Origin of the sequence: Otariodibacter oris (genome assembly GCF_009684715.1) — a bacterium.
Taxonomy (GTDB): domain Bacteria; phylum Pseudomonadota; class Gammaproteobacteria; order Enterobacterales; family Pasteurellaceae; genus Otariodibacter; species Otariodibacter oris.
The window spans coordinates 41,794-65,401 of the sequence record NZ_CP016604.1; the positions used below are offsets into that span (position 1 = coordinate 41,794).

General features: G+C 34.1%; 21 protein-coding genes, 1 pseudogene and 1 riboswitch. Of the genes and pseudogenes, 7 read left to right on the forward strand and 15 right to left on the reverse strand.

Features of this window, described 5'->3' with window-relative positions; translation table 11 throughout:
• From atpH to mnmG, 11 genes are all read right to left on the reverse strand, one after another.
• Nucleotides 1-534 carry a F0F1 ATP synthase subunit delta gene (atpH, locus tag A6A10_RS00195; protein WP_121122851.1) on the reverse strand — a complete coding sequence of 178 codons (534 nt, stop codon included), beginning with the start codon at nucleotides 532-534 and terminating at the stop codon, nucleotides 1-3.
• A gap of 13 nt (nucleotides 535-547) precedes the next feature.
• Nucleotides 548-1,018 carry a F0F1 ATP synthase subunit B gene (gene atpF, locus A6A10_RS00200; protein WP_121122853.1) on the reverse strand — a complete coding sequence of 157 codons (471 nt, stop codon included), beginning with the start codon at nucleotides 1,016-1,018 and terminating at the stop codon, nucleotides 548-550.
• 41 nt (nucleotides 1,019-1,059) lie between these two features.
• The gene (gene atpE, locus A6A10_RS00205; RefSeq protein ID WP_121122855.1) at nucleotides 1,060-1,314 is read right to left on the reverse strand and encodes a F0F1 ATP synthase subunit C; all 255 of its coding nucleotides are present in this window, start codon (nucleotides 1,312-1,314) and stop codon (nucleotides 1,060-1,062) included.
• A gap of 60 nt (nucleotides 1,315-1,374) precedes the next feature.
• Entirely contained in the window at nucleotides 1,375-2,166 is a 792-nt protein-coding gene (atpB, locus tag A6A10_RS00210) for a F0F1 ATP synthase subunit A (RefSeq protein ID WP_121122857.1), read from the reverse strand.
• A gap of 28 nt (nucleotides 2,167-2,194) precedes the next feature.
• A complete protein-coding gene (locus A6A10_RS00215) occupies nucleotides 2,195-2,581 on the reverse strand; it encodes an ATP synthase subunit I (RefSeq protein WP_121122860.1) in 387 nt (128 codons plus the stop codon).
• Between the two features lie 148 nt (nucleotides 2,582-2,729).
• On the reverse strand, nucleotides 2,730-3,623 hold the full coding sequence (locus tag A6A10_RS00220) for a fimbrial protein (protein WP_121122862.1): 894 nt from the start codon (nucleotides 3,621-3,623) through the stop codon (nucleotides 2,730-2,732).
• 6 nt (nucleotides 3,624-3,629) lie between these two features.
• Nucleotides 3,630-6,080 (reverse strand): fimbria/pilus outer membrane usher protein, encoded by a 2,451-nt coding sequence (locus A6A10_RS00225; protein WP_170143761.1) that lies wholly within the window; start codon nucleotides 6,078-6,080, stop codon nucleotides 3,630-3,632.
• A gap of 16 nt (nucleotides 6,081-6,096) precedes the next feature.
• On the reverse strand, nucleotides 6,097-6,789 hold the full coding sequence (locus A6A10_RS00230) for a fimbrial biogenesis chaperone (RefSeq protein ID WP_121122866.1): 693 nt from the start codon (nucleotides 6,787-6,789) through the stop codon (nucleotides 6,097-6,099).
• A 49-nt stretch (nucleotides 6,790-6,838) separates the two neighbouring features.
• On the reverse strand, nucleotides 6,839-7,390 hold the full coding sequence (locus tag A6A10_RS00235; RefSeq protein WP_121122868.1) for a fimbrial protein: 552 nt from the start codon (nucleotides 7,388-7,390) through the stop codon (nucleotides 6,839-6,841).
• A gap of 85 nt (nucleotides 7,391-7,475) precedes the next feature.
• On the reverse strand, nucleotides 7,476-8,087 hold the full coding sequence (rsmG, locus tag A6A10_RS00240; protein WP_121122870.1) for a 16S rRNA (guanine(527)-N(7))-methyltransferase RsmG: 612 nt from the start codon (nucleotides 8,085-8,087) through the stop codon (nucleotides 7,476-7,478).
• 18 nt (nucleotides 8,088-8,105) lie between these two features.
• On the reverse strand, nucleotides 8,106-9,995 hold the full coding sequence (mnmG, locus tag A6A10_RS00245) for a tRNA uridine-5-carboxymethylaminomethyl(34) synthesis enzyme MnmG (RefSeq protein ID WP_121122872.1): 1,890 nt from the start codon (nucleotides 9,993-9,995) through the stop codon (nucleotides 8,106-8,108).
• 513 nt (nucleotides 9,996-10,508) lie between these two features.
• A riboswitch (TPP riboswitch) is annotated at nucleotides 10,509-10,609 on the forward strand.
• A gap of 125 nt (nucleotides 10,610-10,734) precedes the next feature.
• Between mnmG and thiC the strand changes: the two genes are divergently transcribed.
• The 7 genes from thiC (at nucleotide 10,735) to nrdD (ending at nucleotide 18,178) form a co-directional block, all read left to right on the forward strand.
• A complete protein-coding gene (gene thiC / locus A6A10_RS00250) occupies nucleotides 10,735-12,660 on the forward strand; it encodes a phosphomethylpyrimidine synthase ThiC (protein WP_121122874.1) in 1,926 nt (641 codons plus the stop codon).
• Nucleotides 12,661-12,750: 90 nt separating this feature from the next.
• Complete coding sequence (locus tag A6A10_RS00255; RefSeq protein ID WP_121122877.1) at nucleotides 12,751-13,503, forward strand: HesA/MoeB/ThiF family protein; 753 nt, start codon at nucleotides 12,751-12,753, stop codon at nucleotides 13,501-13,503.
• Between the two features lie 21 nt (nucleotides 13,504-13,524).
• A complete protein-coding gene (gene thiS, locus A6A10_RS00260) occupies nucleotides 13,525-13,725 on the forward strand; it encodes a sulfur carrier protein ThiS (RefSeq protein WP_121122879.1) in 201 nt (66 codons plus the stop codon).
• Nucleotides 13,726-13,738: 13 nt separating this feature from the next.
• Nucleotides 13,739-14,539, forward strand: coding sequence for a thiazole synthase (locus tag A6A10_RS00265; RefSeq protein WP_121122881.1), 801 nt, complete (start codon nucleotides 13,739-13,741; stop codon nucleotides 14,537-14,539).
• Nucleotides 14,536-15,669, forward strand: a complete 1,134-nt coding sequence (gene thiH / locus A6A10_RS00270) for a 2-iminoacetate synthase ThiH (RefSeq protein WP_229583604.1) — start codon at nucleotides 14,536-14,538, stop codon at nucleotides 15,667-15,669. Before A6A10_RS00265 ends, thiH begins: the two co-directional genes overlap by 4 nt.
• Nucleotides 15,670-15,938: 269 nt before the next feature.
• Entirely contained in the window at nucleotides 15,939-16,397 is a 459-nt protein-coding gene (gene nrdG, locus A6A10_RS00275; RefSeq protein ID WP_121122885.1) for an anaerobic ribonucleoside-triphosphate reductase activating protein, read from the forward strand.
• 2 nt (nucleotides 16,398-16,399) lie between these two features.
• The gene (nrdD, locus tag A6A10_RS00280) at nucleotides 16,400-18,178 is read left to right on the forward strand and encodes an anaerobic ribonucleoside-triphosphate reductase (protein WP_121122887.1); all 1,779 of its coding nucleotides are present in this window, start codon (nucleotides 16,400-16,402) and stop codon (nucleotides 18,176-18,178) included.
• Nucleotides 18,179-18,243: 65 nt separating this feature from the next.
• Here nrdD and nadN read toward each other — a convergent pair whose 3' ends face one another.
• From nadN to glpT, 4 genes and pseudogenes are all read right to left on the reverse strand, one after another.
• Nucleotides 18,244-20,040, reverse strand: a complete 1,797-nt coding sequence (nadN, locus tag A6A10_RS00285; protein ID WP_121122889.1) for an NAD nucleotidase — start codon at nucleotides 20,038-20,040, stop codon at nucleotides 18,244-18,246.
• Between the two features lie 20 nt (nucleotides 20,041-20,060).
• Entirely contained in the window at nucleotides 20,061-20,675 is a 615-nt protein-coding gene (locus tag A6A10_RS00290; protein ID WP_147404746.1) for a hypothetical protein, read from the reverse strand.
• Between the two features lie 124 nt (nucleotides 20,676-20,799).
• Nucleotides 20,800-21,888: a glycerophosphodiester phosphodiesterase gene (gene glpQ, locus A6A10_RS00295; protein ID WP_121122893.1), complete on the reverse strand. Its 1,089-nt coding sequence runs from the start codon at nucleotides 21,886-21,888 to the stop codon at nucleotides 20,800-20,802.
• A gap of 69 nt (nucleotides 21,889-21,957) precedes the next feature.
• Nucleotides 21,958-23,397: pseudogene (gene glpT, locus A6A10_RS00300) on the reverse strand (glycerol-3-phosphate transporter).
• Nucleotides 23,398-23,608 lie beyond the last annotated feature (211 nt).

Below are 23,608 nucleotides of genomic sequence, written 5' to 3' on the forward strand. Positions count from 1 at the left end.
TTACAAGCACAACTCTGTTGCTAAACGATTTAACTGCCCACGACTACTTGCATCTATAACAGTATCATCATAACGAATGATAACTCCTGCTAATAATGATTTATCGACATGAGAAACTAAACGTACTTTGCAATTAAGTCGCTTTTCCATCGCAGTGGCGATTTTGGTGTTTTGTGCTTTACTTAATTTTGTTGCAGAAATCACTTCAACATCTTTAGTTAAATCGTGTTCTGAACGTAATTCAAGAAATGCGTTTAATACCGAAGGCAACGCAATTAAGCGTTTATTTTCAGCCATAATACGAATGAAATTTTGCCCATATTGGTCAAGTTGTTCGGCACAAATTGCAATAAACATATCTGCAATTTTATTTGGAGAAAGTGAAGAACTAATAAACTCTACCACTTCTGAATTTTCAGCAACTAAAGCCGAAAATTGCAACATTTCTTGCCATTTATCCAACTGACTCTGTTCTAAAGCAAAATCAAAAGCTGCTTTAGCATAGGGGCGAGCTATTGTAGTTAATTCTGACATCTGCCCCCCTTAATTATAGTTCTGCAACTAGCTTATCAATAATGTCATTGTTTGCCGCAGCATCAACTGAACGACCCACAATTTTTTCTGCACCAGCAACAGCCAACGCAGCCACTTTTTGACGAAGCTCTTCTTGAACACGCTTACGCTCACTTTCAACTTCAGCATAGCCTTGCTCAATAATTCTTGCTTTTTCAGCTTCAGCTTCAGCCTGAACAGATTCTAAAATTTCATTACGACGCTTAGTAGCTAAATCAATAATGTGTTGAGCCTCTTCACGCGCTTTAGCAAGTTCTTTCTCAACCAATACTTTAGTATCTGCTTGCTCTTGTTTCGCTTTTTCAGCGCTTGCTAACGCATCAGCAATATTAGCCTGACGAGTTTCAATTGCACTGATAAGCGGTGGCCAAACATATTTCATACAGAACCACACAAATAGTGCGAACGCAATAAGTTGACCAATTAATGTTGCATTTAAATTCACAACATCCTCCTTCGTTGATAGTGGAAAATAATGTTTTTATATTAGCCCAATAATGCAACGAATGGATTTGCGAATGCGAAATATAAACCGATACCAACAGAGATCATTGCGATAGCATCAAGAAGACCTGCAACGATAAACATTTTAGTCATTAATGAGTTAGCTAATTCAGGTTGTCTTGCCGCTGATTCTAAGAAGCGACCACCTAAAATACCGAAGCCAATTGCAGTACCTAAAGCAGCGAAAGCCATTAAAATAGCAGAAGCAATGATTGTTGAACCAATTACAGTTTCCATAGTTTTTTTTCTCCAATTGAAGTTGAAGGGTTATGAACCCGTGTTTAAGTAAAATAAAAATTAGTGTTCTGCTTTGTTATAAGCAATACTCAAATAGACTATTGTCAGCATCATAAATACAAAAGCTTGTAGAGTAACAACGAGAATATGGAATATAGCCCAAGCAACATGTAAAGGAATTCCCATTGCTTGAACGGCAAAAGAACTCGACATATACATCACAGCAATCAAGACAAAAATCAATTCACCCGCATACATATTACCGAATAAACGCAGTGCAAGAGAAATTGGTTTTGCAATTAATGTTACCGTTTCTAGTATGAAGTTTACAGGAATAAATGCCCAATGATTAAAAGGATGAAGCGTATATTCCTTCACTAAACCACTTACGCCTTTTGACTTAACGGTATAAAAAATAATAAGAAAGAATACACAAATTGCCATACCAAAAGTTGCATTCATATCAGCGGTAGGAACAGCTCTTAAGTGTCCAACCCCAAACATTTCAGCTATTTGAGGAAGAAAATCAACAGGGATTAAGTCGATCGTATTCATTACAAATACCCAACAAAATACTGTTAACGCAAGCGGCACGATAAAATCACGAGAGCCATGAAAATTATCTTTCACTAATCCATGAACCCACTCGACAATCATTTCAACAAAACATTGAAATTTTCCTGGAACTTCTGTTGTCGCTTTTTTCGATACACGATAAAAGAAAAACAAGAATAAAACACCGGATAAAATAGAAAAGAACAAAGTATCTATATTAATACTCCAAAAACCATCCCCTGATGTTAGGAATGTTAAATGGTGGCTAATATAGTCAGTTGTTGTTTGACCAGACATAGTTCATCCTTTTGAAATTAAAAGAGAGTTATTTTGCACGAAATTTTAAATATATTGGTAGCAAGCTATTCAATAATAAAGTAAAAAAGTAACCGACAAAAAAAGCGACTATATTCATATCAATGAAGAGTTTGAAAAAAAGGACTATCAATACGATTGTAGACCCCCATTTTATTCCTTCTCCACAAAACAGAACAACCATTTTATTATTATTTTTCTGACTTTTTTTTGAAAAAAACCAAAGAAAAAACAATAAATGAGGTAACAATCCAGCTACTCCACCAAGAAAGAGAGAGAGAGAACTGCTTAGGCTTACCCACAAAAAAGAAAAAAGAAAAAGGCTAAAAAAGACAACAACCTCTATTCCTAACGCTTTCTTGTGGAAATTTTTTGCTTGGTTAATAACAGTGGACATATTCACCTAATTTTTACAAAAAGAATCAAAAAGTAAACGATTGCCACACTGTACAAAAACCAAAAGTTACATGAGCAAAATCTCGCTAATTATACGTTTTTTAAAAGATTATTCAAATCATAAATTTGTACTAAAACTCTAATAGTTTCTACTTATAATCAAAAGAGAATACTGCTGTAGCATGTAAAAAACCAGCTTCTACTTTGCCTGTTTTAACATATTTAACTGAAAAATTAGATATTGGAGAAGGATCATTTTGAGAAAAAATCCACATTTGATTTAAATTAATAAGCTGATAATTTTCTTTATATAACTTTAACCCAACACCTTTAGCTGTTGAATCACTAGATAAACTCAAAATACTAGTATTATTAGCTGGATTATTATTGTCAGTAACCATTGCTGTGACTAAAACACCGTCATCACAATCTAATGATAAATTAAAATTACCACCAAAAACCTCATGTTGATTATTTATCTGGCTCAAAGTAATGTTCTGGAGCTTAACATTTTGGATGTTTTCTTTTAATGAACAAGAATGTCTAATCACATCTATTGAAAAAGAATTCATTGTAATATCAATACGCTGTCCATTACTTAAGTTCAAATGACCTAAACTAAAAGCGTTTATATGAGATTCACTGGGTTTATCGATCAAAACCCCAACTTTTAATGAAATATTATCCTTTATACTACTTAGCCATGATTGTTGGTTATCTGAGTAAAAATCATATCCATTAATTTCTAAAGAAACATAGACGCCATCAGTATCGGTTTGAATATAATTTTTTCCATTATTATTCCAAAAATTAATATTATTATGCTGGATGGATAGGATAGAGTTATCCCCTATATTGATATTATCAGTCCGAAATATTTCTTTATTCATAAAATTTTCTTTATAGTAATATGTTTTTAAATTACCAAAAGAAATAATTTTATTTTCATTAATAAACTGGTCAGCATAACTATTTGTAGTCGCAGTAAAAAAACCAACAAGAGAAGATACAAATATACTGATGTATTTTTGTTTTAAAACCATAGATACTTATTCTCCTACCTTACAAACTTCCGAATATAATTTATATTCAGAATCCATACTGCTAACATTGTCCAAATCATATTGGAAAGCACATTGTTGATTCTGACTATTTCCCCAACGAATATTAACGACGCCTGAATCAGATTTTAGTTGAGTAAATAATCTACCACCTTGCATGACATATCCTATTAGGTTTCCTTTTTCATCAAAAGCTTCTGCAGCTAAAGGAGGGGTACTTCCATCAAGTAAGACAATATCAAATATAGAATAATTTGATGACTCTACATCAAAATTAACTAGAACAGCACTATTAGCTCTAGGAATGATTTTCTTACCCGTAGAGGATAAAATAATATTGTTTGGTAAACTACTTGGATCCAAACTAACATCATTAACCTGATAAGGAGAAAGATATGGAACAATACCATTTCCCCACCAATCTAAGCGGTTATTATCTGAATAATTAATTTTAACACCTGAGGCACCTTTTGCGCTGACAATAGCAAAGGTATCACTAATATCATTCCCAAAGGTTACACCATGAGGATGAGCAACTATAGCACCACTAGCACGAGAACTATATTGTGTTGAATTATTAGCCCTTGTTGCAGAAAAATCTAAAGAAACCATTGGGTTTTTGTACCCTAGATATGAAGAGTAACTTGATTGAGAAGCATATCTATCGAATGATAACCCATAATTAATTTGATCATTATCTCCCATATACCCATAAAGAGAAGTTCTTAAATTATGATCTCTATCATGAGTATAATATGAACTAATTCTTGGCGCAGAAATAGAATCACCTAAAGGCATTGATAAATTAACATACCATGCTTTATCTTTTAATCCACTCTCTCTATTAGTGGACTGTTTATATCCTATTTCATACTGAAGTTGTTTAAAATTATTTCCATAGCTTAAATAATACTCTGTACTTTTGTCATTATCCCAATACAAGTTTCTCTGAGCTGAAAAATAAAAACTACCAAGGTTATCGCCTAATCTATGATTAATATAGAAAGAATATTGTTTATGTAATCTATCATTATAAAAATAACGTTGTAAATCTGTATTATTGAGATAAACAACATCACTCAATGAATAAGTATTAGGTGAAAAAGATTGAAAGCCAGAAATTAATATATAAGTATCTAATTTTGGTAAATGTAAACCATAAGATAATGTAAGTTCTTTGTTAGAAAATTTCTTATTTTCTTTATTAATTTTTACTTTTTTAAATGCATATTTAGTTAACAAGTATCCTACTGGAGTATCAAACGATACACCTACCACATTGGAAAGATAATTTTTAGTACCAGTGCTGCCTAAATTCAGAGTTAACCCATTTAAAACCCCATAACGAACTTCACCCTGATAAATCATATCACCTAAAGTACGACTATCTACTCTATATTTTCCAACAGAGAATTGATAACGTACCTGACCTTTTCTAACTAAATCTATTCCACCAGAATAAGGAACTATAAAAGAATGAATTTGACCATTAGATTCAATAATATCAACGGTAAGATCTCCACTACCAGAAGGATATAGATCATCAATAGCAAATGCCCCGGCAGGTACACTTAACTCATAAATAATATGATTATTTTGCTTAACAACCACACGAGCATTAGTATTGGCAACACCCCTAACAACAGGTGCATAACCTTTCATTGATGAAGGTAACATTCTTTCATCAGACGCAATACGCATTCCTCTAATGCCAAATCCATCAATAAAATTCCCATTTACATAGAAATCCCCCATCGTAAATTGAGCTTGTAATGGAAGAACTTCATGTTGAGCATATAAATAAGAGCTTTTATATTTTCCTTGTTGTTGATCTGCCCAATATTTATTTCCTCTATGTCTAATTGACCAATTAAATAAATTAAGACCTGCATTCAAGCCTAATGTCTTATAAGATGTACTATCATATTTATTATAAGTTACATCATAACGTACAAAAGCAGTTGGAACTCCATCATTAAGTAGAGATGGGGATATATATCCTCTGGGGCGAGAAACAATAAATTCTTGGGGGATAGTAATTTTTAAAACTTGGGTTGATATATCAAATTGAATATCAGCGGAAGGAATGGCCTCAACAGCAGATATACATTCCTGTTCAGAATTATTATAGATGAATGCATTATCCTTTAAATCTAGTGCATTTTTCAGATTAGATGTTAAACATAATCCATAAATAGGTTCTACATCTACACCTTTATCTTCAAATTTTATAGATAAAGTTCCTCTATTTTGTCCATTTATTTCTAAATCTGCAATATATTCACCTGAAGGTATGGGATTACCAAATTTGAATCGACTAAAATCAACATCCTGTCCTGAAACAAAACTTCCAAAGTTTTCATCGAATTCAAACTCTTCAGAGAAACTACTAACAGAATAAATTAAACTCAAAAACAATAGAGAATACTTAAAATACACCAAAAAACCTTACATTTTAATTAATAGACGAAACACCTTCTCTATGAGCACCAAAATCATCAATAATGTTCCATTCTACCTGAGCTGAACCTTTTACTGTCGTATCCATTTGAAATCTCATCTTTGAAAAAGGGGGAATCATATCGGCATTCTTAGCTTTATAAGTTCTATTACCTTGTTTTACCAAAATACTGCTATACGTTATGTAATAAGGAGTAACATTATTAGCTACAATATATTTTCCATCCAAATCCCATTCGACCTTTTCTCTTGCCTCAGAAACTGTCATTGATAAATTATTTGGTCTAAAAAAGAGTTTTAATTTACTGTTAACAGCAAATTGTAAATAACTAGGGCTTGTTAATTCGTTTTCAGAAGGTTTAGGAGGAACATCAAACATATTAAAATAGAAAAGAGTTTCTCTATCTTTAGGTAGAGATTCCCCTGTATAACTAATTCTTAATGTTTGTCTATTATTAGGTTCAATTCTTGACACAGGAGGACTTATTATAAATGGAACTTTAGTATTTTTCTTCTCATCTTCAATCCATACCTGAACTAATGAAGGCTTTATTCCTTCATTCTGTAATTCAACATTAATTGATTTATCATTTGAATTATAAACAACTCTTGTACCATAAACAATTACACTGGCTTGAGAAAAAAGACTAAAGAAACAAAAGAATAGTACAAATATAATTCTCATCATAATAGATCCAAAAGACATCCCCAATAAATATTGGGGATGATATTAATGATTATTTATAAACAACTTCGAAAGGAAGAACTGCTCTTACATTACCGCTAGATAACTCATCTTTGTTTAAAATTTTATAGACTGCATAAAACGTATGAGTAACACCACCATCATCAAGTATAGAATCTTTTGTACTTAATAACTCATCTTCATTGTTTAAATTAATCTCTTTACCTTCTGCATTTAAAAGAGCAAATCCAACGCCTTTAGCAGGATCTTGTTCAAAGGTATTTAGAAGATATCCATTATTATCAGTCGATCCCGATGTTGGTTTTAATTTTACAGAATGTTCTATAGCATCCACATTACATCTTGTTTCGATATTAATAGTTCTTTTACTTATTTCTGGATTAGCAATAAGTTGAAGATCTGTAACTTCATCAAATTGTTTAAATTGATCTTGACTACCTGGAACTAAAGAACATGTAACAGCTTTAATAGCACCAGATAAAGTGATATTTCCTGATGTATCTCCATAAGATGTTGGTCCTGCAGCTAAAACAGATCCTGAGAAAGCTGCAGATGCAGCTAGAGCTATGAGTAATTTTTTCATAAAAAAACCTCTATCTATATAATAAGTGTTAAAAATTTATATATTTTTTGTGTCTGGTTAGACCTGTATATTTTACAGACATTACTTATTTTTTCAACAATATTAAATGCCTACTTCCCACTAATTGAGGTATATCAAGTTTTACTACATCAATTCCATGAATATCTTTTTCAATACTTAATATTTCCTCATCATGATAAACGCCCTTAAGTGCATAAAACAGCCCATTTTCATTAGGTAAGTGATAACACCAATTCACCATATCATTTAATGAAGCAAAGGCTCGACTCAAGACACCATCAAATTGTTGGTCTGTATATTCTTCGACTCGGCTTTGTACTGGCGTTACGTTTTTAATCCCTAATTTCAGTAAAACTTGCTGAATAAAACGGATTCGCTTACCAAGACTATCCAATAACACAAAATGTTTATCAGGATTAGCTATCGCTAAAGGAATACCAGGTAATCCAGGTCCTGTTCCTACATCAATAAAGGAATGACCTTGTAAGCAGGGGCTTACAACTAGACTATCCATAATATGTTTAACCAACATTTCATTAGGATCACGCACCGAAGTTAAGTTATACGCCTTATTCCATTTATCGAGTAATTGAACAAAATCGACTAACTGCTGTTTTTGCTGATCTGTCAAAGATATATCCGCTTGCGATAACAAGCGGTCTAATTTAGCTAACATTTTGCAATTTCCTTTTGATTATTCGCCACGCTTTAACATGCCTTGTTTCTTCAAGGCGACCAATAAGATAGAAATTGCCGCTGGGGTAATCCCTGAAATACGAGAAGCTTGGCCAATAGAAACAGGACGATGCTCTACTAACTTAGCACGAACTTCATTGGATAAGCTTTCCACTTTATCGTAGTCAAATTCAGCCGGAATCAACGTATTTTCGTGGCGTTTATGGCGTTCGATCTCTTGATATTGATGCTCAATATACCCTTGGTATTTTATTGCGATTTCTACCTGTTCTGCAGCTTGTTTATCTTCTAAAGCAGGGGCAAAAGGTTCAATTTGAGTTAAAGCATCATAACTCACTTCAGGACGACGTAATAAATCTTCACCACTCGCTTCTCGAGTCAATGGCGTATTCAATAACGCATTAATTTCACTGAGATTTGCCGTTTGTTGGTGTACCCAGATTTGTTTTAAACGCTCACGCTCTTTTTCAATGTTTTCCATTTTTTGATTGAATCTCGCCCAACGTGCTTCATCAATCAATCCCAGTTTATGAGCAATTGGCGTTAAACGAATATCCGCATTATCTTCACGAAGTAACAAACGATATTCAGCACGAGAAGTGAATACACGGTAAGGCTCTTTTGTACCTAATGTACAAAGATCATCAACCAGTACACCTGTATAAGCTTGATCACGAGTTGGGAACCAAGCCTCTTTGCCTTGTACCTGCAATCCTGCATTGATACCAGCAAGTAACCCTTGTGCGCCCGCTTCTTCGTAACCTGTTGTGCCATTGATTTGTCCTGCAAAGAATAAACCATCAATTGATTTAGTTTCTAATGTTGGTTTCAAATCACGCGGGTCAAAATAATCATACTCAATCGCATATCCTGGTTTCACTATACGAGTATTTTCTAAGCCTTTCATTGAGTGAACGATGCCCATTTGCACATCAAAAGGTAAGCTGGTTGAAATCCCATTTGGATAAACCTCGATCGTATTTAACCCTTCTGGTTCTAAATAGATCTGATGGCTATTGCGATCACTAAATCGCATTACTTTATCTTCAATAGATGGACAATAACGTGGTCCGATACCTTCAATAACACCTGTATACATAGGGCTACGATCTAAACTATTACGGATAAGATCGTGGGTTTGCTCGTTTGTATGTGTGATATAACAAGGAATTTGACGAGGATGCTGATCAACCGATCCCATAAATGAAAACACTGGTAAGTATGTATCACCGTGTTGTTGTGCTAACACTGAAAAATCGATTGTTCTCGCATCTAATCTTGGTGGTGTTCCTGTTTTTAAACGATCAACGCGTAAATTAAGATCTCTTAATTTTGATGCAAGCATAGTTGCAGCTGGATCGCCTGCGCGACCACCTGCATAGTTATCTAAACCAATATGGATCTTACCCGCCAAAAACGTACCAGCCGTTAATACAACAGATCTAGCTTTAAAGATTAAACCCATTTTGGTTACAGCACCGACTGCTCGGTTATTTTCAATCAAAATATCAACAACTTCTTGCTGGAAAATATCTAAATTTTGTTGATTTTCTAATGCTGTTCTGACCGCTTGTCGATATAACACTCTATCAGCTTGAGCACGAGTTGCTCTCACAGCTGGACCTTTACTGCTATTCAAAGTTCTAAATTGAATCCCTGCGGAGTCTGTCGCTTTCGCCATTAACCCGCCCATTGCATCAATCTCTTTAACTAAATGCCCTTTACCGATCCCACCAATAGCAGGATTACAAGACATTTGACCAAGTGTATCGACATTATGTGTTAATAAAAGTGTTTTTAAACCCATTCTAGCTGGGGCAAGAGCAGCTTCAGTACCTGCATGGCCTCCACCTACAACGATAACATCGTATATTTCATTGTAAATCATATATTGCCTTTCAAAATTCTAAAAAATCTAAGTAAATTCTACCTGAAAAACGAGGATCTTGAAAAAGCTATTTAAGATCTTTTTCTGGATCGAAATGAGAGGATCTAAATAATATAAGATCTTTATATATAGATCTTTATTATGATTATTATTAGGCTAACAATTTTTAAAGAATAAATAGAAATTAATCATTAAAATCAAAATGTTATATTAATATAACTATGTAGAGAACATTGCTTAAGATCCGAATAAGTTTGTGGATAAATAGCTTAGTTATCCACAGAAGAAAATTTTACATCAGTTATCATTGAATAGATCCCAAGATAAAAACAAAAAATAAATGAGTTATCCACATATTTATTTGGTTAAATCGTGTACTTTTATAATGGGAAACCTTATCTATTAAGGAAATTGGCCCTAATCCAATAGCTCAAGATATCAGTAGGACGTACCAATCTACTTCATTGTACAAAAAATATATTTGTATATATCATCAAATTATTTTACACTCATTCCCACTTGTCGGAGTGCTTTCAGAGCTGAGATCTATTTTTGTAGGGATCCGTCGAACCTGTTAGGTTAATATCTGCGTAGGGAACAAGTTTTAATTTTCAAATAAGATCGCTGTATTTTTCTTCTTATTACTGCCTTAGTATATCTATTGGGCAGCCGTTCCATTCACTTCACAAGCAAAATTACCTATTTATTTTTGATTATCTATTAGAAGGTGTATTTGCTTATGTCAAACATTACAACTCGTCGCGAAAAAAGAACATCTGCTCAAAATTTTATCAAGGATTTAAAAGGGTACCAGCACCCAAATTCTTCACGAATCTATTTACAGGGATCTAGATCAGATATTCAAGTACCAATGCGTGAAATTCATTTAACTCCATCTTTAATTGGGGGAGATAAAGATCATCCTGAATATGAATTCAACGAATCTATTCCTATTTATGATACCTCGGGTATTTACGGAGATGAAAGCAAGAATATTGATGTAACTAAAGGGATTCCTGTTTGTCGGGATAATTGGATTTTAGAACGTAATGATACGGAATATTTAGATGGAGCAAGTTCTGAATATGCCCAAGTTCGTTTAGCGGATAAAACGTTGGATGAATTACGTTTTCAATTACAACGTAAAATAAAACGTGCAAAAAAAGGGAAGATTGTTACTCAATTACATTATGCTCGCCAAGGAATTATTACACCAGAAATGGAATATATCGCGATTCGTGAAAATATGGGGAGAGATCGTGTAAAAAGCGAAGTGCTTTTACAACAGCATCCTGGACAAAATTTTGGGGCAACTATTCCGAAAGAAATTACACCTGAATTTGTTCGTCAGGAAGTTGCAGCGGGCCGAGCAATAATTCCTTCTAATATAAACCATCCAGAATTAGAGCCAATGATTATTGGTCGAAATTTCTTAGTTAAAGTCAATGCCAATATAGGAAATTCTTCGGTGACTTCTTCCATTGAAGAAGAAGTAGAAAAATTAGTTTGGTCAACTCGCTGGGGAGCTGATACGGTTATGGATCTTTCCACAGGACGAAATATTCATGAGACTCGTGAATGGATTATCCGCAACAGCCCAGTTCCTATCGGTACAGTTCCATTATACCAAGCATTAGAAAAAGTGAATGGTGTGGCTGAGGATCTTACTTGGGAGATTTTTAAAGATACGTTGATTGAGCAAGCAGAGCAAGGCGTTGATTATTTTACTATTCACGCAGGCACATTATTACGCTATGTGCCGATGACTGCCAAACGTTTAACAGGGATTGTATCGAGAGGTGGCTCTATTATGGCTAAATGGTGCTTATCTCATCATAAAGAAAATTTCTTATACCAAAATTTCCGTGAACTTTGTGAAATTTGTGCAAGCTACGATGTAGCGCTTTCATTAGGTGACGGACTTCGCCCAGGCTCTATTCAAGATGCAAATGATGAAGCGCAATTTTCAGAATTATATACCTTAGGTGAATTAACAAAAATTGCATGGGAATATGATGTTCAAGTGATGATCGAAGGTCCAGGACATATCCCAATGCACATGATTCAACGAAATATGACTGAAGAATTGGAACATTGTTATGAAGCACCATTTTATACCTTAGGACCTCTTACCACTGATATAGCACCAGGGTATGATCATTTTACTTCAGGGATTGGAGCAGCCATGATAGGTTGGTTTGGTTGTGCAATGCTTTGTTACGTTACACCAAAAGAGCATTTAGGTTTACCTGATAAACACGATGTTAAACAAGGATTGATCACCTATAAAATTGCCGCTCATGCAGCTGATTTAGCTAAAGGGCATCCAGCAGCTCAAATACGAGATAATGCTATGTCTAAGGCGCGTTTTGAATTCCGTTGGGAAGATCAATTTAATTTATCTCTAGATCCAGAAACCGCTAGAGCCTATCACGATGCTACCCTACCTCAAGAATCTGGAAAAGTTGCCCATTTCTGTTCAATGTGCGGTCCTAAATTTTGTTCAATGAAGATATCTCAAGAAGTACGAGATTACGCTGAAGGCTTAGAAAATATTGAGGTAGTTAATGTAACTGAAACTCAATCTGAAGGCTTTAAAGAGATGTCAGAGAAGTTTAGACAAAAAGGCGGTGAGATCTATCATCAAAGCCAGAACCTGCTTTAACTACGGTTACTTTATTTAAATGGTTAATTTATTAGAGTGAGTAAATTAACCATCACTTTCAAAATATGAGTAGTTTAAGAGAGGTGTAATTTGTCGCTTTCTGATCAAGAGTTTATGCGTTATAGCCGACAATTATTATTACAAGAATGTGGAATAGAAGGTCAAAACCTTCTAAAGAAAAAATCTGTACTAATTGTTGGATTGGGAGGTTTAGGCTCTCCCGTTGCGCAATATTTAGTGGGATCTGGTATTGGCAAAGTCTATTTGGCTGATTTTGATAAGGTGGATATAAGTAATTTACCTCGACAGATTTTGTATGGGGTTGAAGATATTTATTCACTAAAAGCAGAAGCAGCGAAAAAACGGCTTAATGCGACTAATCCAGATATTAATGTTATCGCTATTCCTCGTAAATTGGATTTAACACAACTCATTTATTGGGCGAGTAAGGTCGATGTTGTTTTAGATTGTTCCGATAATATGGAAACTCGTCATCAGGTAAATCAAGCTTGTGTTCAATTGAATAAAGTGCTTGTTTCTGGTTCCGCTATTGGATTAAGTGGGCAACTACTTACAATAACGGATTATAAAGAACAAGGTTGCTATGCTTGTTTGTATCCTGATCAAGATTTACCCAATTTAAATTGTAAAACAGCAGGCGTTCTTGCCCCCATTGTTGGTGTTATCGGGTGTTTACAAGCACTAGAAACATTAAAGGTTTTATTAAATCTACCTGTATCAAGTGCGGGGAAATTGATGCTGTTTGATGGGAAAAATTTAACTTGGCAAACCTTAAATTTGCATCGTCATGCAAAGTGCAAAATTTGCTGCACTAATCATTAATTAAATAAGAGGATACTTATTGTGGATATTTATATTAATGGTGAAAAAATCACATTATTAACGGTCCTGTCTGTTGCTCAATTAATTGAACAACAATCTTTAAATCCTCAGGGTCTTGCGATAGCAATTAATCAAAATATTTTACCTCGTTCTGAATGGGAAAGTTATCAATTAAAAGATAATGACTCATTAACAGTATTCAGAGCGATTGCGGGTGGTTAATAGGAATAATTATATGAAAAATAATATTAAAAATTTAAATGATTCATTAGTGATTGCCGATTATACATTTGATTCTCGATTGTTCACGGGAACAGGAAAATTTTCTAATTCATCATTAATGATAAAAAGTATCGCTGAATCAGGATCTCAATTAGCCACAATGGCAATGAAAAGAGTTAATTTAGATAAACAAAATGACGATATTTTGTCTCCTTTAATTGATATTGGCGTTAAGCTTTTACCTAATACCTCTGGGGCAAAAACAGCAGAAGAAGCTATTTTTGCCGCTAATCTAGCACGTGAGGCGCTAAATACAAATTGGGTTAAATTAGAAATTCACCCCGATGTGCGTTATTTGTTGCCTGATCCTATTGAAACATTAAAAGCAGCAGAAACCTTAGTTAAACAAGGCTTTGTTGTTTTACCTTACTGTAGTGCGGATCCTGTCTTATGTAAGCACTTAGAAGAAGTGGGATGTGCTGCTGTTATGCCATTGGGTTCACCAATTGGTTCTAATAAAGGATTAAAAACAAAAGAGTTTTTACAGATTATTATAGAACAAAGTGAAGTACCTGTTGTGGTAGATGCGGGAATAGGTTCTCCGAGCCATGCAGCAGAAGCAATGGAGTTAGGGGCTGATGCTGTTTTGGTAAATACCGCTATGGCTGTTGCACGAGATCCTATTTTAGTTGCTAAGGCTTTTAAATTAGCGGTAGAAGCAGGTCGCTTGGGATATCTATCAGGATTAGGAAAAATTAGTAATACAGCTCAAGCAACTAGCCCTCTTACAAAATTTTTGGATGAGGCAGAATGATGAAACAAAATTATCCTAGATTCATTGATTATTGGGCTACATTAGATTGGACTGATATATCTCTTTCATTACGTAGCCAAACTAAACAAGATGTTGAATCAGCACTTTTTTCTGAAAAACCAAATTTATCACAATTTATGGCACTGCTTTCTCCTGCCGCTGAGCCTTATTTAGAGCAAATGGCTCAAAAGGCTCAGCAACTTACAAGGCAGCGTTTTGGGAATATCGTTTCTTTTTATTTACCGCTTTATTTATCAAATTTATGTTCAAATGATTGCACATATTGTGGTTTTTCAATGAGCAATAAAATAAAAAGAAAAATTCTCAATGCGGAAGAAATTGAAGCAGAATGTCAGGCTATTAAGCAATTAGGTTATGAGCATTTATTATTGGTAACAGGGGAACATCAACCCAAAGTTGGTATGAATTATTTCAGAGAAATGTTACCGAAAATAAGACAGCATTTCAGCTCATTATTGATGGAGGTTCAACCTTTAGATCAACAAGAATATGAAGAATTACGACACTTAGGAATTGATGGTGTACTGGTTTATCAAGAAACCTATAACTCTTCTCAATATGCTAAACACCATTTACGCGGTAAAAAACAAGATTTTCTGTACCGGTTAGATACTCAGGAACGTTTAGCTAAGTCTGGGATGGATAAAATAGGATTAGGTGCATTGCTTGGTTTATCTGATGATTGGCGAACTGATTTGTACTTTTTAGCAGAACACTTAAATTATCTACAACGGCACTATTGGAAGAGTCGTTATTCTATTTCATTTCCTCGCTTGCGCCCTTGTACTGGCGGTATGGAGCCTGCATCTGTGATGAATGATAAACAGCTATTACAGGTTATTTGTGCATTTAGAATATTTTTTCCTGAAATTGAGCTTTCATTGTCTACACGAGAATCGCCGACTTTCAGAGATAATGTTGTACCTATTGCGATTAATACAATTAGTGCAGGTTCAAAAACTCAACCAGGAGGTTATGCTAATCCTAAACCTGAATTGGATCAGTTTTCACCTTATGATGAAAGAAGTCCTATGGAAATTCAAAATGTGCTTATTGAAAAAGGATTACAACCCGTTTGGAAAGATTGGGATAGATATTTAGGAAGATAATCTCTTTATTAGTTGTTGTATGAATAAGCGGTGAGATCTGCAAAATTTTTAGCAAATCTAACCGCTTGTTTTTAATTACTACTCTTTAATTTCTTTTATTTTCAATAGGTTATCTATATCCTTTTGATTCTTATAATATTTTATTCAAATCATTTTTATTAAATAAAAACTTTATTTGATTAAAATCAAAATATTCAAAATTTATTATTTTAAACACTATATATTGTGTTAAATTTAATATCATACACAATATATAGTATTATATTAATATGCGGTTTGTTTCTGAAGATATCGTTTGGCAAGAAGTACCGAATGAAGTTTCTTTAGCTTTTCTTATTAGTGGTTGCCCATTAGGCTGTAAAGGTTGCCATAGCGCCTATAGTTGGGATAGTAGAGTGGGTCATCTACTATCTGAGCCATATTTTGAAGAACGTCTGACTCTTTATCAAAATCTAATTAGTTGTGTGTTATTTATGGGGGGGGAATGGCATCCTGAGGAATTGTGTTCTCTGCTTACCATAGCACAACAACGAGGGTTAAATACATGTCTTTATACCGGATTGGAAAAAGAGCAAATTCCAGATTATATATTGTCAAAGCTGACTTATATTAAAACTGGACGTTGGATTGCTGAACGAGGAGGATTAAACAGCTTAACCACGAATCAGCGGTTTATACATTTGAAAACAGGCGAAGTACTTAATCACCTTTTTTGTAGGAGTAAATAATCGTGATCAGACTTGATTCATCACAAATTTCAGGCAAGCAACAATTTATTGAACAATACATTCATGCTAAGAATGCAGCGGATGGATCAAAATTGGATGCAAATGCAAATGTAAATCAAAAAAATATTGCAACAATGGAAAATGAGCTAATGAAAGATTTTTTCATTCAGATAAATCGAAATAAAGTTAGCCAAAAAATTGCAGAAATATTTGATGATTCCCTTGCAAATGAATATTTACGCCAAATCGAAGCTCATGAAATTTATGTGCATGATGAAACAAGCTTAAAACCTTATTGTGTTTCAGCGACGCTTTATCCTTTCTTGCTAGATGGCTTAACAAAATTAGGTGGCGAATCAAAAGCGCCTAAGCACCTATCCTCATTTTGTGGCTCTTTTATCAATCTTGTTTTTGCTATTAGCTCTCAATTTGCTGGCGCCGTAGCGACAGTAGAATTTTTAACTTATTTTGATTACTTTGCACGTAAAGATTATGGCGATAATTATCTTGTTACGCATAGCAAGGAAGTTGAAAGTTGCCTACAACAAGTTGTTTATAGTATTAATCAGCCTGCGGCAGCTCGTGGTTATCAGAGCGTTTTTTGGAATATATCTATTTACGATGAATACTATTTTTCTGCCATTTTCAGTAATTTTGTTTTCCCTGATTTAACTTCACCTAATTGGCAAAGTGTTGATAAGTTACAGGACTTTTTCATGGATTGGTTTAATAAAGAGCGGAGTAAATCAATCCTCACCTTCCCTGTGGTAACTGCGGCTATGTTGACTGAAAATGGGCAGTGCAAAGATAGTGTATTTGCGGATAAACTGGCTAAATCACTTTCTGAGGGCAATTCATTTTTTATTTATCAATCAGATAATCCCGACTCTTTGGCCTCTTGTTGTCGTTTACGTAATGAAATTGCCGATCACAGTTTTTCTTATTCATTAGGTGCTGGCGGAGTGGCAACAGGCTCAATTAATGTCATTACGATCAATATGAACCGCTTAGAACAAGATGGTCGAGATCTTAAAACGGAAGTCGAGAAAATACATAAGTACCAATATGCTTATCGTCAGTTGATGGAAGAGTATTTACAGTCTGGCATGTTGCCTGTTTATGATGCAGGGTTTATCTCTTTAGACAAACAGTTTTTGACGATTGGAATTAATGGAATGGCGGAAGCTGCTGAATTTAGAGGAATCAAAGTAGGCTATAATCGAGATTATATCGATTTTGTTCGCAATAAATTATTCACTATCTATTCAGCTAATCAACAAGCAAGTAAAGAATACGGAATTAAATTTAATACGGAATTTGTCCCTGCTGAAAACTTAGGGGTAAAAAATGCCAAATGGGATAAAGAAGATGGATATAGTGTCCCTCGCGATTGTTACAATTCCTATTTTTATGTCGTTGAAGATGATAACACCAACGCATTAGATAAATTTTTATTACATGGAAAAGAACTTGTTGAATTCTTAGATGGAGGATCTGCTCTACATTTGAATTTAGAAGAGGCTCTGGATCAAACAGGCTATCGTTCAATGTTAAATATTGCAGCCAAGACAGGTTGTAACTATTTCTGTATCAATGTCAAAATTACAATTTGTAATGAGTGTGAGCATATAGATAAAAGAACGCTTCAACAATGTAGTTGCTGTGGATCTAAAAATATTGATTATGGAACACGTGTCATTGGTTATTTAAAACGCGTTTCAGCATTCAGCTCAGCCAGACAAAAAGAACATGGATTGAGATATTATCATCGTCAGATGTGATTTTTTTCTCATAAACAAGCGGTTAGATTAGTAAAATAATTTGCAAATCTAACCGCTTATTTTATTTATTTTTTAGTCACAGGATTTTCTGCATCAAAGTGGAAAATAGCATTTGAGTCTTTATAAGATTCTACAGATTTTTTGATTTCTAAGAATTTAATAAAGTTTTCAGCATCTGGAAGATAAGTATCTTCTCCTCCACGTTTTTCAACAACTTTCGCAAAAGTATAGTAACCATCTTGTCCGCCAGCAATGTAGCTATTAGTTCCAACTTTATATAATTTTGAATCGTCAATTGGTTCAAATTCTCCAGTTGTTTCATTTTGAACTTCAACTTTCACTAAACGTTTCCCTTGTTCATTTGGGTATTGATTAGCTTCATAGCGTAGTCCTGCGGTATAAGGGAACGCTCCTGTTGATTTATTCATAGCAAAGTTAATTGCATCTTCAAGGACTTGTTTAATTTCCTCGCCACTCATTTCTAATAGGAACAAGGTATTACCAAATGGAAGCATTGTATAGACATCATTATAAGTCATTTTGCCTGGTTCAATATCAGATCTTACTCCACCAGAGTTTTGAATGGTTAAATCAATATGTGCCCCATAGCTTCTCATACTTGTTAGCATAGATTCTGCGATAAATCGAGTTGCAATAGAACCTTGAGGATTTTCAGCACTAGGAATTCTATTTGCAGAACCGCCGGGCATTACACTTCCCACTATTTCACCTGCAAATTGATTACCTAATATTTCTTTTTCTTGTTTAAATTTATTTAAAATTTCTGTCGCTTTTTCATCAGCTTTCGCGACTTGGAATGTTTTTGTTGCATTTAATTCTGCTAATATAGCTTCTCTTTCTTCACCTTCAGGTGTGTATTTTTCTCCATTTTCATCTCTACGAGTGAATGATGAATCCAAATGATAAGGAATAACAGGATTACCTACAACTTCTTCAACAATACCATTTCTATCAAATTTTACATTGAGATTACCAACTAATTTACTGTATTCCCAAGCTTCAACAACGTAAACGGGTTCATTAGCTGGAGACATAAATTTTGTTGGGTAGTCAGCAACAACGGGTAATTCCATCTTTTTGATTTCGTCGTTACCAAAGAGATAGTGAGTATCGCCAGTGATAATGACATCTACACCAGTCACTTTTTGAGCGATATTAAAGTTCCCATTTGCGCCTGCATGGGATAGAAGAATAATTTTATTAACACCTTGCTCTTTTAATATATCAGCGTATTTTTGTGTTGTTTCTACTTCATCAGTAAAATCAATGTCTTTACCTGGATTTGAAGATTCTTTGGTTTTTCCTACAACATCTAATCCTATGATACCAATTTTCTCACCATTAATTTCTTTAATTGCATAGGGTTCCCAATAGCCCTCTAATATACTCCCTTTTTGAGGGATTACGTTTGCAGAAAGAACAGGGATTTTTAAATAGTCCAAGAATTTTTTTAATCCTTCATTACCTGCGTCAAATTCATGATTACCTAACGTGAAATAATCAATACCAGTTTCATTCATTAGTTCCGCATCTGCAGATCCTCTAAATAAAGAGAAGTAAAGTGTACCTGTTATAGCATCTCCAGCATGTAGCACAAGAGTATTATCTTTGTGACTTTCTCTAAATTCTTTGATAACACTGACAAGTTCAGGGTATCCGCCGATCTTTACCTTTGTTTTTTTATTATCAATAACAAAATCAAGTTCTGAAGGTTCTAAATGAGAGTGGTGATCATTGATGTGTAAAATATTCACTTCAACAGGTTGTTTGGTAAAATAATTACCAACAAGAACAGCTGCAGCAACTAAAGGAATAGCAATAAGTAACGACTTCTTTTTCATGGATTCTCCAAGGTTAGGGATTATTTGATTTGATCATAAACACGTTTTATTTCTTCTTCTGAAGGTTTATCGTATTCAGATCTAGTTGTGTTATAAAGGTAAGCAAAATTATCAATGATAATATTTTTAGGATTATTACCTAGACTATTTATTGTACTAGCTAATGTTTCTCTCATTTTGGTAGATTTTGTAATGATTGCTAATCTACGTTCATCCAAACTTGATTCATCTGATTGTCTTTCAATAACCTTATTAACTAATTCATCGCTGTTTTCATAAATATCAATTTTAACAGGGTAATTTGATAATAAAGATTTAATGTCCTCAAATGCTTCTTGGTTTTTATCTAAGTAAATGATGACATTTTCATTTGAGGTAGAATTAGCAAGAACAGCCAATTTTATTGCAGGAATAGCAATTGATAATTCTTCTTTAGAAACATTTGAAATGGCAATAGAACGGCAATACTTAGGCACTAATTGATGTTCTGTTTTCAAAACATCTTTCAACATTTCATCAACTTTTTCTTTTTTATATTTGTATTGCTGTGAGGTAATATCATTTGATGTTGCCAAAGCAACACTAGATACTGATAACATTACACAGCTAAGGATAAAATATTTTTTCATAGACATACACTATTCTATTAGTAAACATAGCTCCATTATAATAGATAAGATATCTATGTAGTAATAAAAATGATTGGATAAATAGTATATATACACATATTTACCCAATCATTTACTTTCTTTTGTGGTATTACTTTTGATTCTTTAAAAAGTTTACACCAGTATCAGGGAAATCAGTGAATATCCCTGTTGCTCCAGCTTTATTTAATAAAGCATCATACATTTGGTTTACGTCAGTAAAAAAGCTTGGTAGGGCATCTTTACGTACGGTGTATGGGTGCAATTCCATATTATATTTAGCTAATTCTTTAACTAATGGTGTATAAATAATATTACCCGGAGTAGATTTTTCTTCATCGACTAACATGTACCAGCCTGGACCTACACCATCGGCATATTTAGCGACTTCAGCCATAGCGCCATCTTTAAACATCCAATCGTAGTCATAGTTTACCCATTTACCAGATTTATCCTTTTCTTCGGTTTCATTCCAATCCGTATAAGCGATAAGTTGGACAAGTTTTAAATCCATTCCTAATTGAGGTAATAATTCTGTTTTGATTCTTTTTAATTCATTAAAATCGAAGGTTTGTAGATAAACAGGATCAGATTTGGAATCATAGCCATACTTTTTAAGTACTTTTAATGTTTCAAGCGCAATATCTTTCCCTTCTTGATGATGTAACCAAGGGGCTTTTATTTCAGGATAGATCCCTACTTTTTTACCTGTGGATTTTTCTAAACCTTGAATAAACTCAATTTCATCTTCAAAAGTATGAATTTTGAAATGCGATTTCCACATAGGAAAACGATCTGGATAGACTTGAACTTGTTTGCCATTTTCTGTTTTAAAGTTTTCGGTCATATCAAGAGATTGAATTTCTTTCAAAGTAAAATCAGCCACATAATAGCGACCATCTTTTCTTGCCCTATTTGGGAATTTCTTAGCAACATCCGTTAAACCATCTAAAAAATGATCGTGGATAACAATCAATTTATTATCCTTGGTCATTGCTAAGTCTTGTTCTAAATAATCTGCATTTTGTGCAAAAGCTAGTGCTTTAGACTCCAAAGTATGCTCAGGTAAGTAACCACTTGCTCCTCTGTGGGCAATAACAATTTTATCCGAGAGTTGTGTTGATGATTGATTCATGGCATTACTACATCCTGCTAAAACCGCAATACCAATTAAACTGAGTGCAATATTTTTTAATTTCATAATTTTTTCCTGTAATTGATATAAAAAAAGGAAGAATAGAATGACCATTCTTCCTTTTTAAATTAGATTTTATTTACCGTAATGGTCTTCAAGTTTTGCTTTATGCTTAGCTTCTTCTATCGTCACAATGAGTAGAAGTAATACAGAGATTACCCCTCCACCAATAATGACATAAAAACCGCCATCCCAGCCAAATCTATCTGCTGCCCAACCTACAACCGCAGATGCTGCAACAGTACCACCGAGATAACCAAATAGACCTGTAAATCCAGCCGCTGTACCTGCTGCTTTCTTCGGAGCAAGTTCAAGGGCGTGTAAGCCAATTAACATTACTGGACCATAAATTAAGAAACCAATTGCAGTCATTAAAATAAAGTCTGTTAATTGATATGGATTTTCATACCATACTTTATATTGTGCGAGTTCCGCTTCAGGTGTTGCAGGGTTTAACCAATATGCGACAACTGCTGCTGTTGTTAATGCCATAAAGATTAATCCTGTTAAACCACGTTTACCTTTAAATACTTTATCTGATACCCAACCACAAATTAATGTACCTGGAATCGCTGCTAATTCATAAATCGTATATGCCCAAGCTGTTCCTTTAATATTGAAATGTTTAACTTCACCTAAATAAACAGGTGACCATTTTAATACGCCATAACGGATTAGATAAACAAACACATTAGCGATTGCGATGTACCATAATAATTTATTTTTTAATACGTAAGTTACGAAAATTTCTTTTGTTGTTAATTCATTTTCGTAAGTTTTTTCGTCATAATCATCAGGATAATCGTTACGCTATTTTTCAATTGGTGGTAAACCACAAGATTGTGGTGTATCACGCATGATTAAGAAAATCGGTACAGAAACAATCATCGCAGCAATACCAGGGAAGTATAAAGCTTGTTGCCATACATCTTTAGCCGTTGCTTGAACGCCGTGGTTACTGAAATATAATGCACTTGCTAGTAATACCATTGCACCTGGAACCATCCCCCCAACATTGTGAGCAGTATTCCAAATAGAAACGATTGTTCCACGTTCACTTTTAGACCACCAATGTACCATTGTTTTTCCTGATGGAGGCCATCCCATACCTTGGAACCAACCATTTAAGAAGATGATTACCCACATTACAAGAATGCTTGATGTTGCCCAAGGAACAAGTCCCATTAAGGTCATACATAAACCAGAAAGTAGTAAACCGAACGGTAAAAAAACTCTCGGATTTGAGCGGTCAGACATCCCCGCCATGATAAATTTAGAAAGTCCGTATGCTAAACCAGCAGCAGTACCAATAACCCCTAAATCAGTTTTTGTATACATTCCTGCATCAATTAGCCCTTTTTGAGCTAAATCGAAATTAGCACGAACAAAATAGTAAGCGGCATAGCCGAAGAAAATCCCTGCAAAAACTTGCCAACGCAGCCGTCTATAAGTGGGATCTATTTTATCTTTTGGTAGCTCCGGAATATGCGGAGCCGGTTTAAATGGACCAAACATAGTAATCTCCAAAGGGTTGTGATTGTATTTTTTATAAAGCGACTAACATCATAGCGAAAAAGAAAAAAAAACATCAGAAATTTTATTTAAATTTGTGAAGATACTCACAAAATAATGTGTTTTAGATGTTAAAAAAGATAAAAGAATAAAGAATAGTGATCTATTTCACATTATATGATTTATTTTCTTGTTCGAAAATGCTCATTTGGAT

What these genes read in the sequence shown, in the direction of transcription:
- atpB (WP_121122857.1), bottom strand. Translation starts at nt 2,166, where the DNA reads ATGTCTGGTCAAACAACAACTGACTATATTAGCCACCATTTAACATTC.
- rsmG (WP_121122870.1), bottom strand. Translation starts at nt 8,087, where the DNA reads ATGTTAGCTAAATTAGACCGCTTGTTATCGCAAGCGGATATATCTTTG.
- A6A10_RS00235 (WP_121122868.1), bottom strand. Translation starts at nt 7,390, where the DNA reads ATGAAAAAATTACTCATAGCTCTAGCTGCATCTGCAGCTTTCTCAGGA.
- A6A10_RS00290 (WP_147404746.1), bottom strand. Translation starts at nt 20,675, where the DNA reads ATGTCTATGAAAAAATATTTTATCCTTAGCTGTGTAATGTTATCAGTA.
- glpQ (WP_121122893.1), bottom strand. Translation starts at nt 21,888, where the DNA reads ATGAAATTAAAAAATATTGCACTCAGTTTAATTGGTATTGCGGTTTTA.
- A6A10_RS00215 (WP_121122860.1), bottom strand. Translation starts at nt 2,581, where the DNA reads ATGTCCACTGTTATTAACCAAGCAAAAAATTTCCACAAGAAAGCGTTA.
- atpH (WP_121122851.1), bottom strand. Translation starts at nt 534, where the DNA reads ATGTCAGAATTAACTACAATAGCTCGCCCCTATGCTAAAGCAGCTTTT.
- thiC (WP_121122874.1), top strand. Translation starts at nt 10,735, where the DNA reads ATGTCAAACATTACAACTCGTCGCGAAAAAAGAACATCTGCTCAAAAT.
- A6A10_RS00230 (WP_121122866.1), bottom strand. Translation starts at nt 6,789, where the DNA reads ATGATGAGAATTATATTTGTACTATTCTTTTGTTTCTTTAGTCTTTTT.
- thiH (WP_229583604.1), top strand. Translation starts at nt 14,536, where the DNA reads ATGATGAAACAAAATTATCCTAGATTCATTGATTATTGGGCTACATTA.
- A6A10_RS00220 (WP_121122862.1), bottom strand. Translation starts at nt 3,623, where the DNA reads ATGGTTTTAAAACAAAAATACATCAGTATATTTGTATCTTCTCTTGTT.
- nadN (WP_121122889.1), bottom strand. Translation starts at nt 20,040, where the DNA reads ATGAAAAAGAAGTCGTTACTTATTGCTATTCCTTTAGTTGCTGCAGCT.
- atpE (WP_121122855.1), bottom strand. Translation starts at nt 1,314, where the DNA reads ATGGAAACTGTAATTGGTTCAACAATCATTGCTTCTGCTATTTTAATG.
- mnmG (WP_121122872.1), bottom strand. Translation starts at nt 9,995, where the DNA reads ATGATTTACAATGAAATATACGATGTTATCGTTGTAGGTGGAGGCCAT.
- nrdG (WP_121122885.1), top strand. Translation starts at nt 15,939, where the DNA reads ATGCGGTTTGTTTCTGAAGATATCGTTTGGCAAGAAGTACCGAATGAA.
- A6A10_RS00265 (WP_121122881.1), top strand. Translation starts at nt 13,739, where the DNA reads ATGAAAAATAATATTAAAAATTTAAATGATTCATTAGTGATTGCCGAT.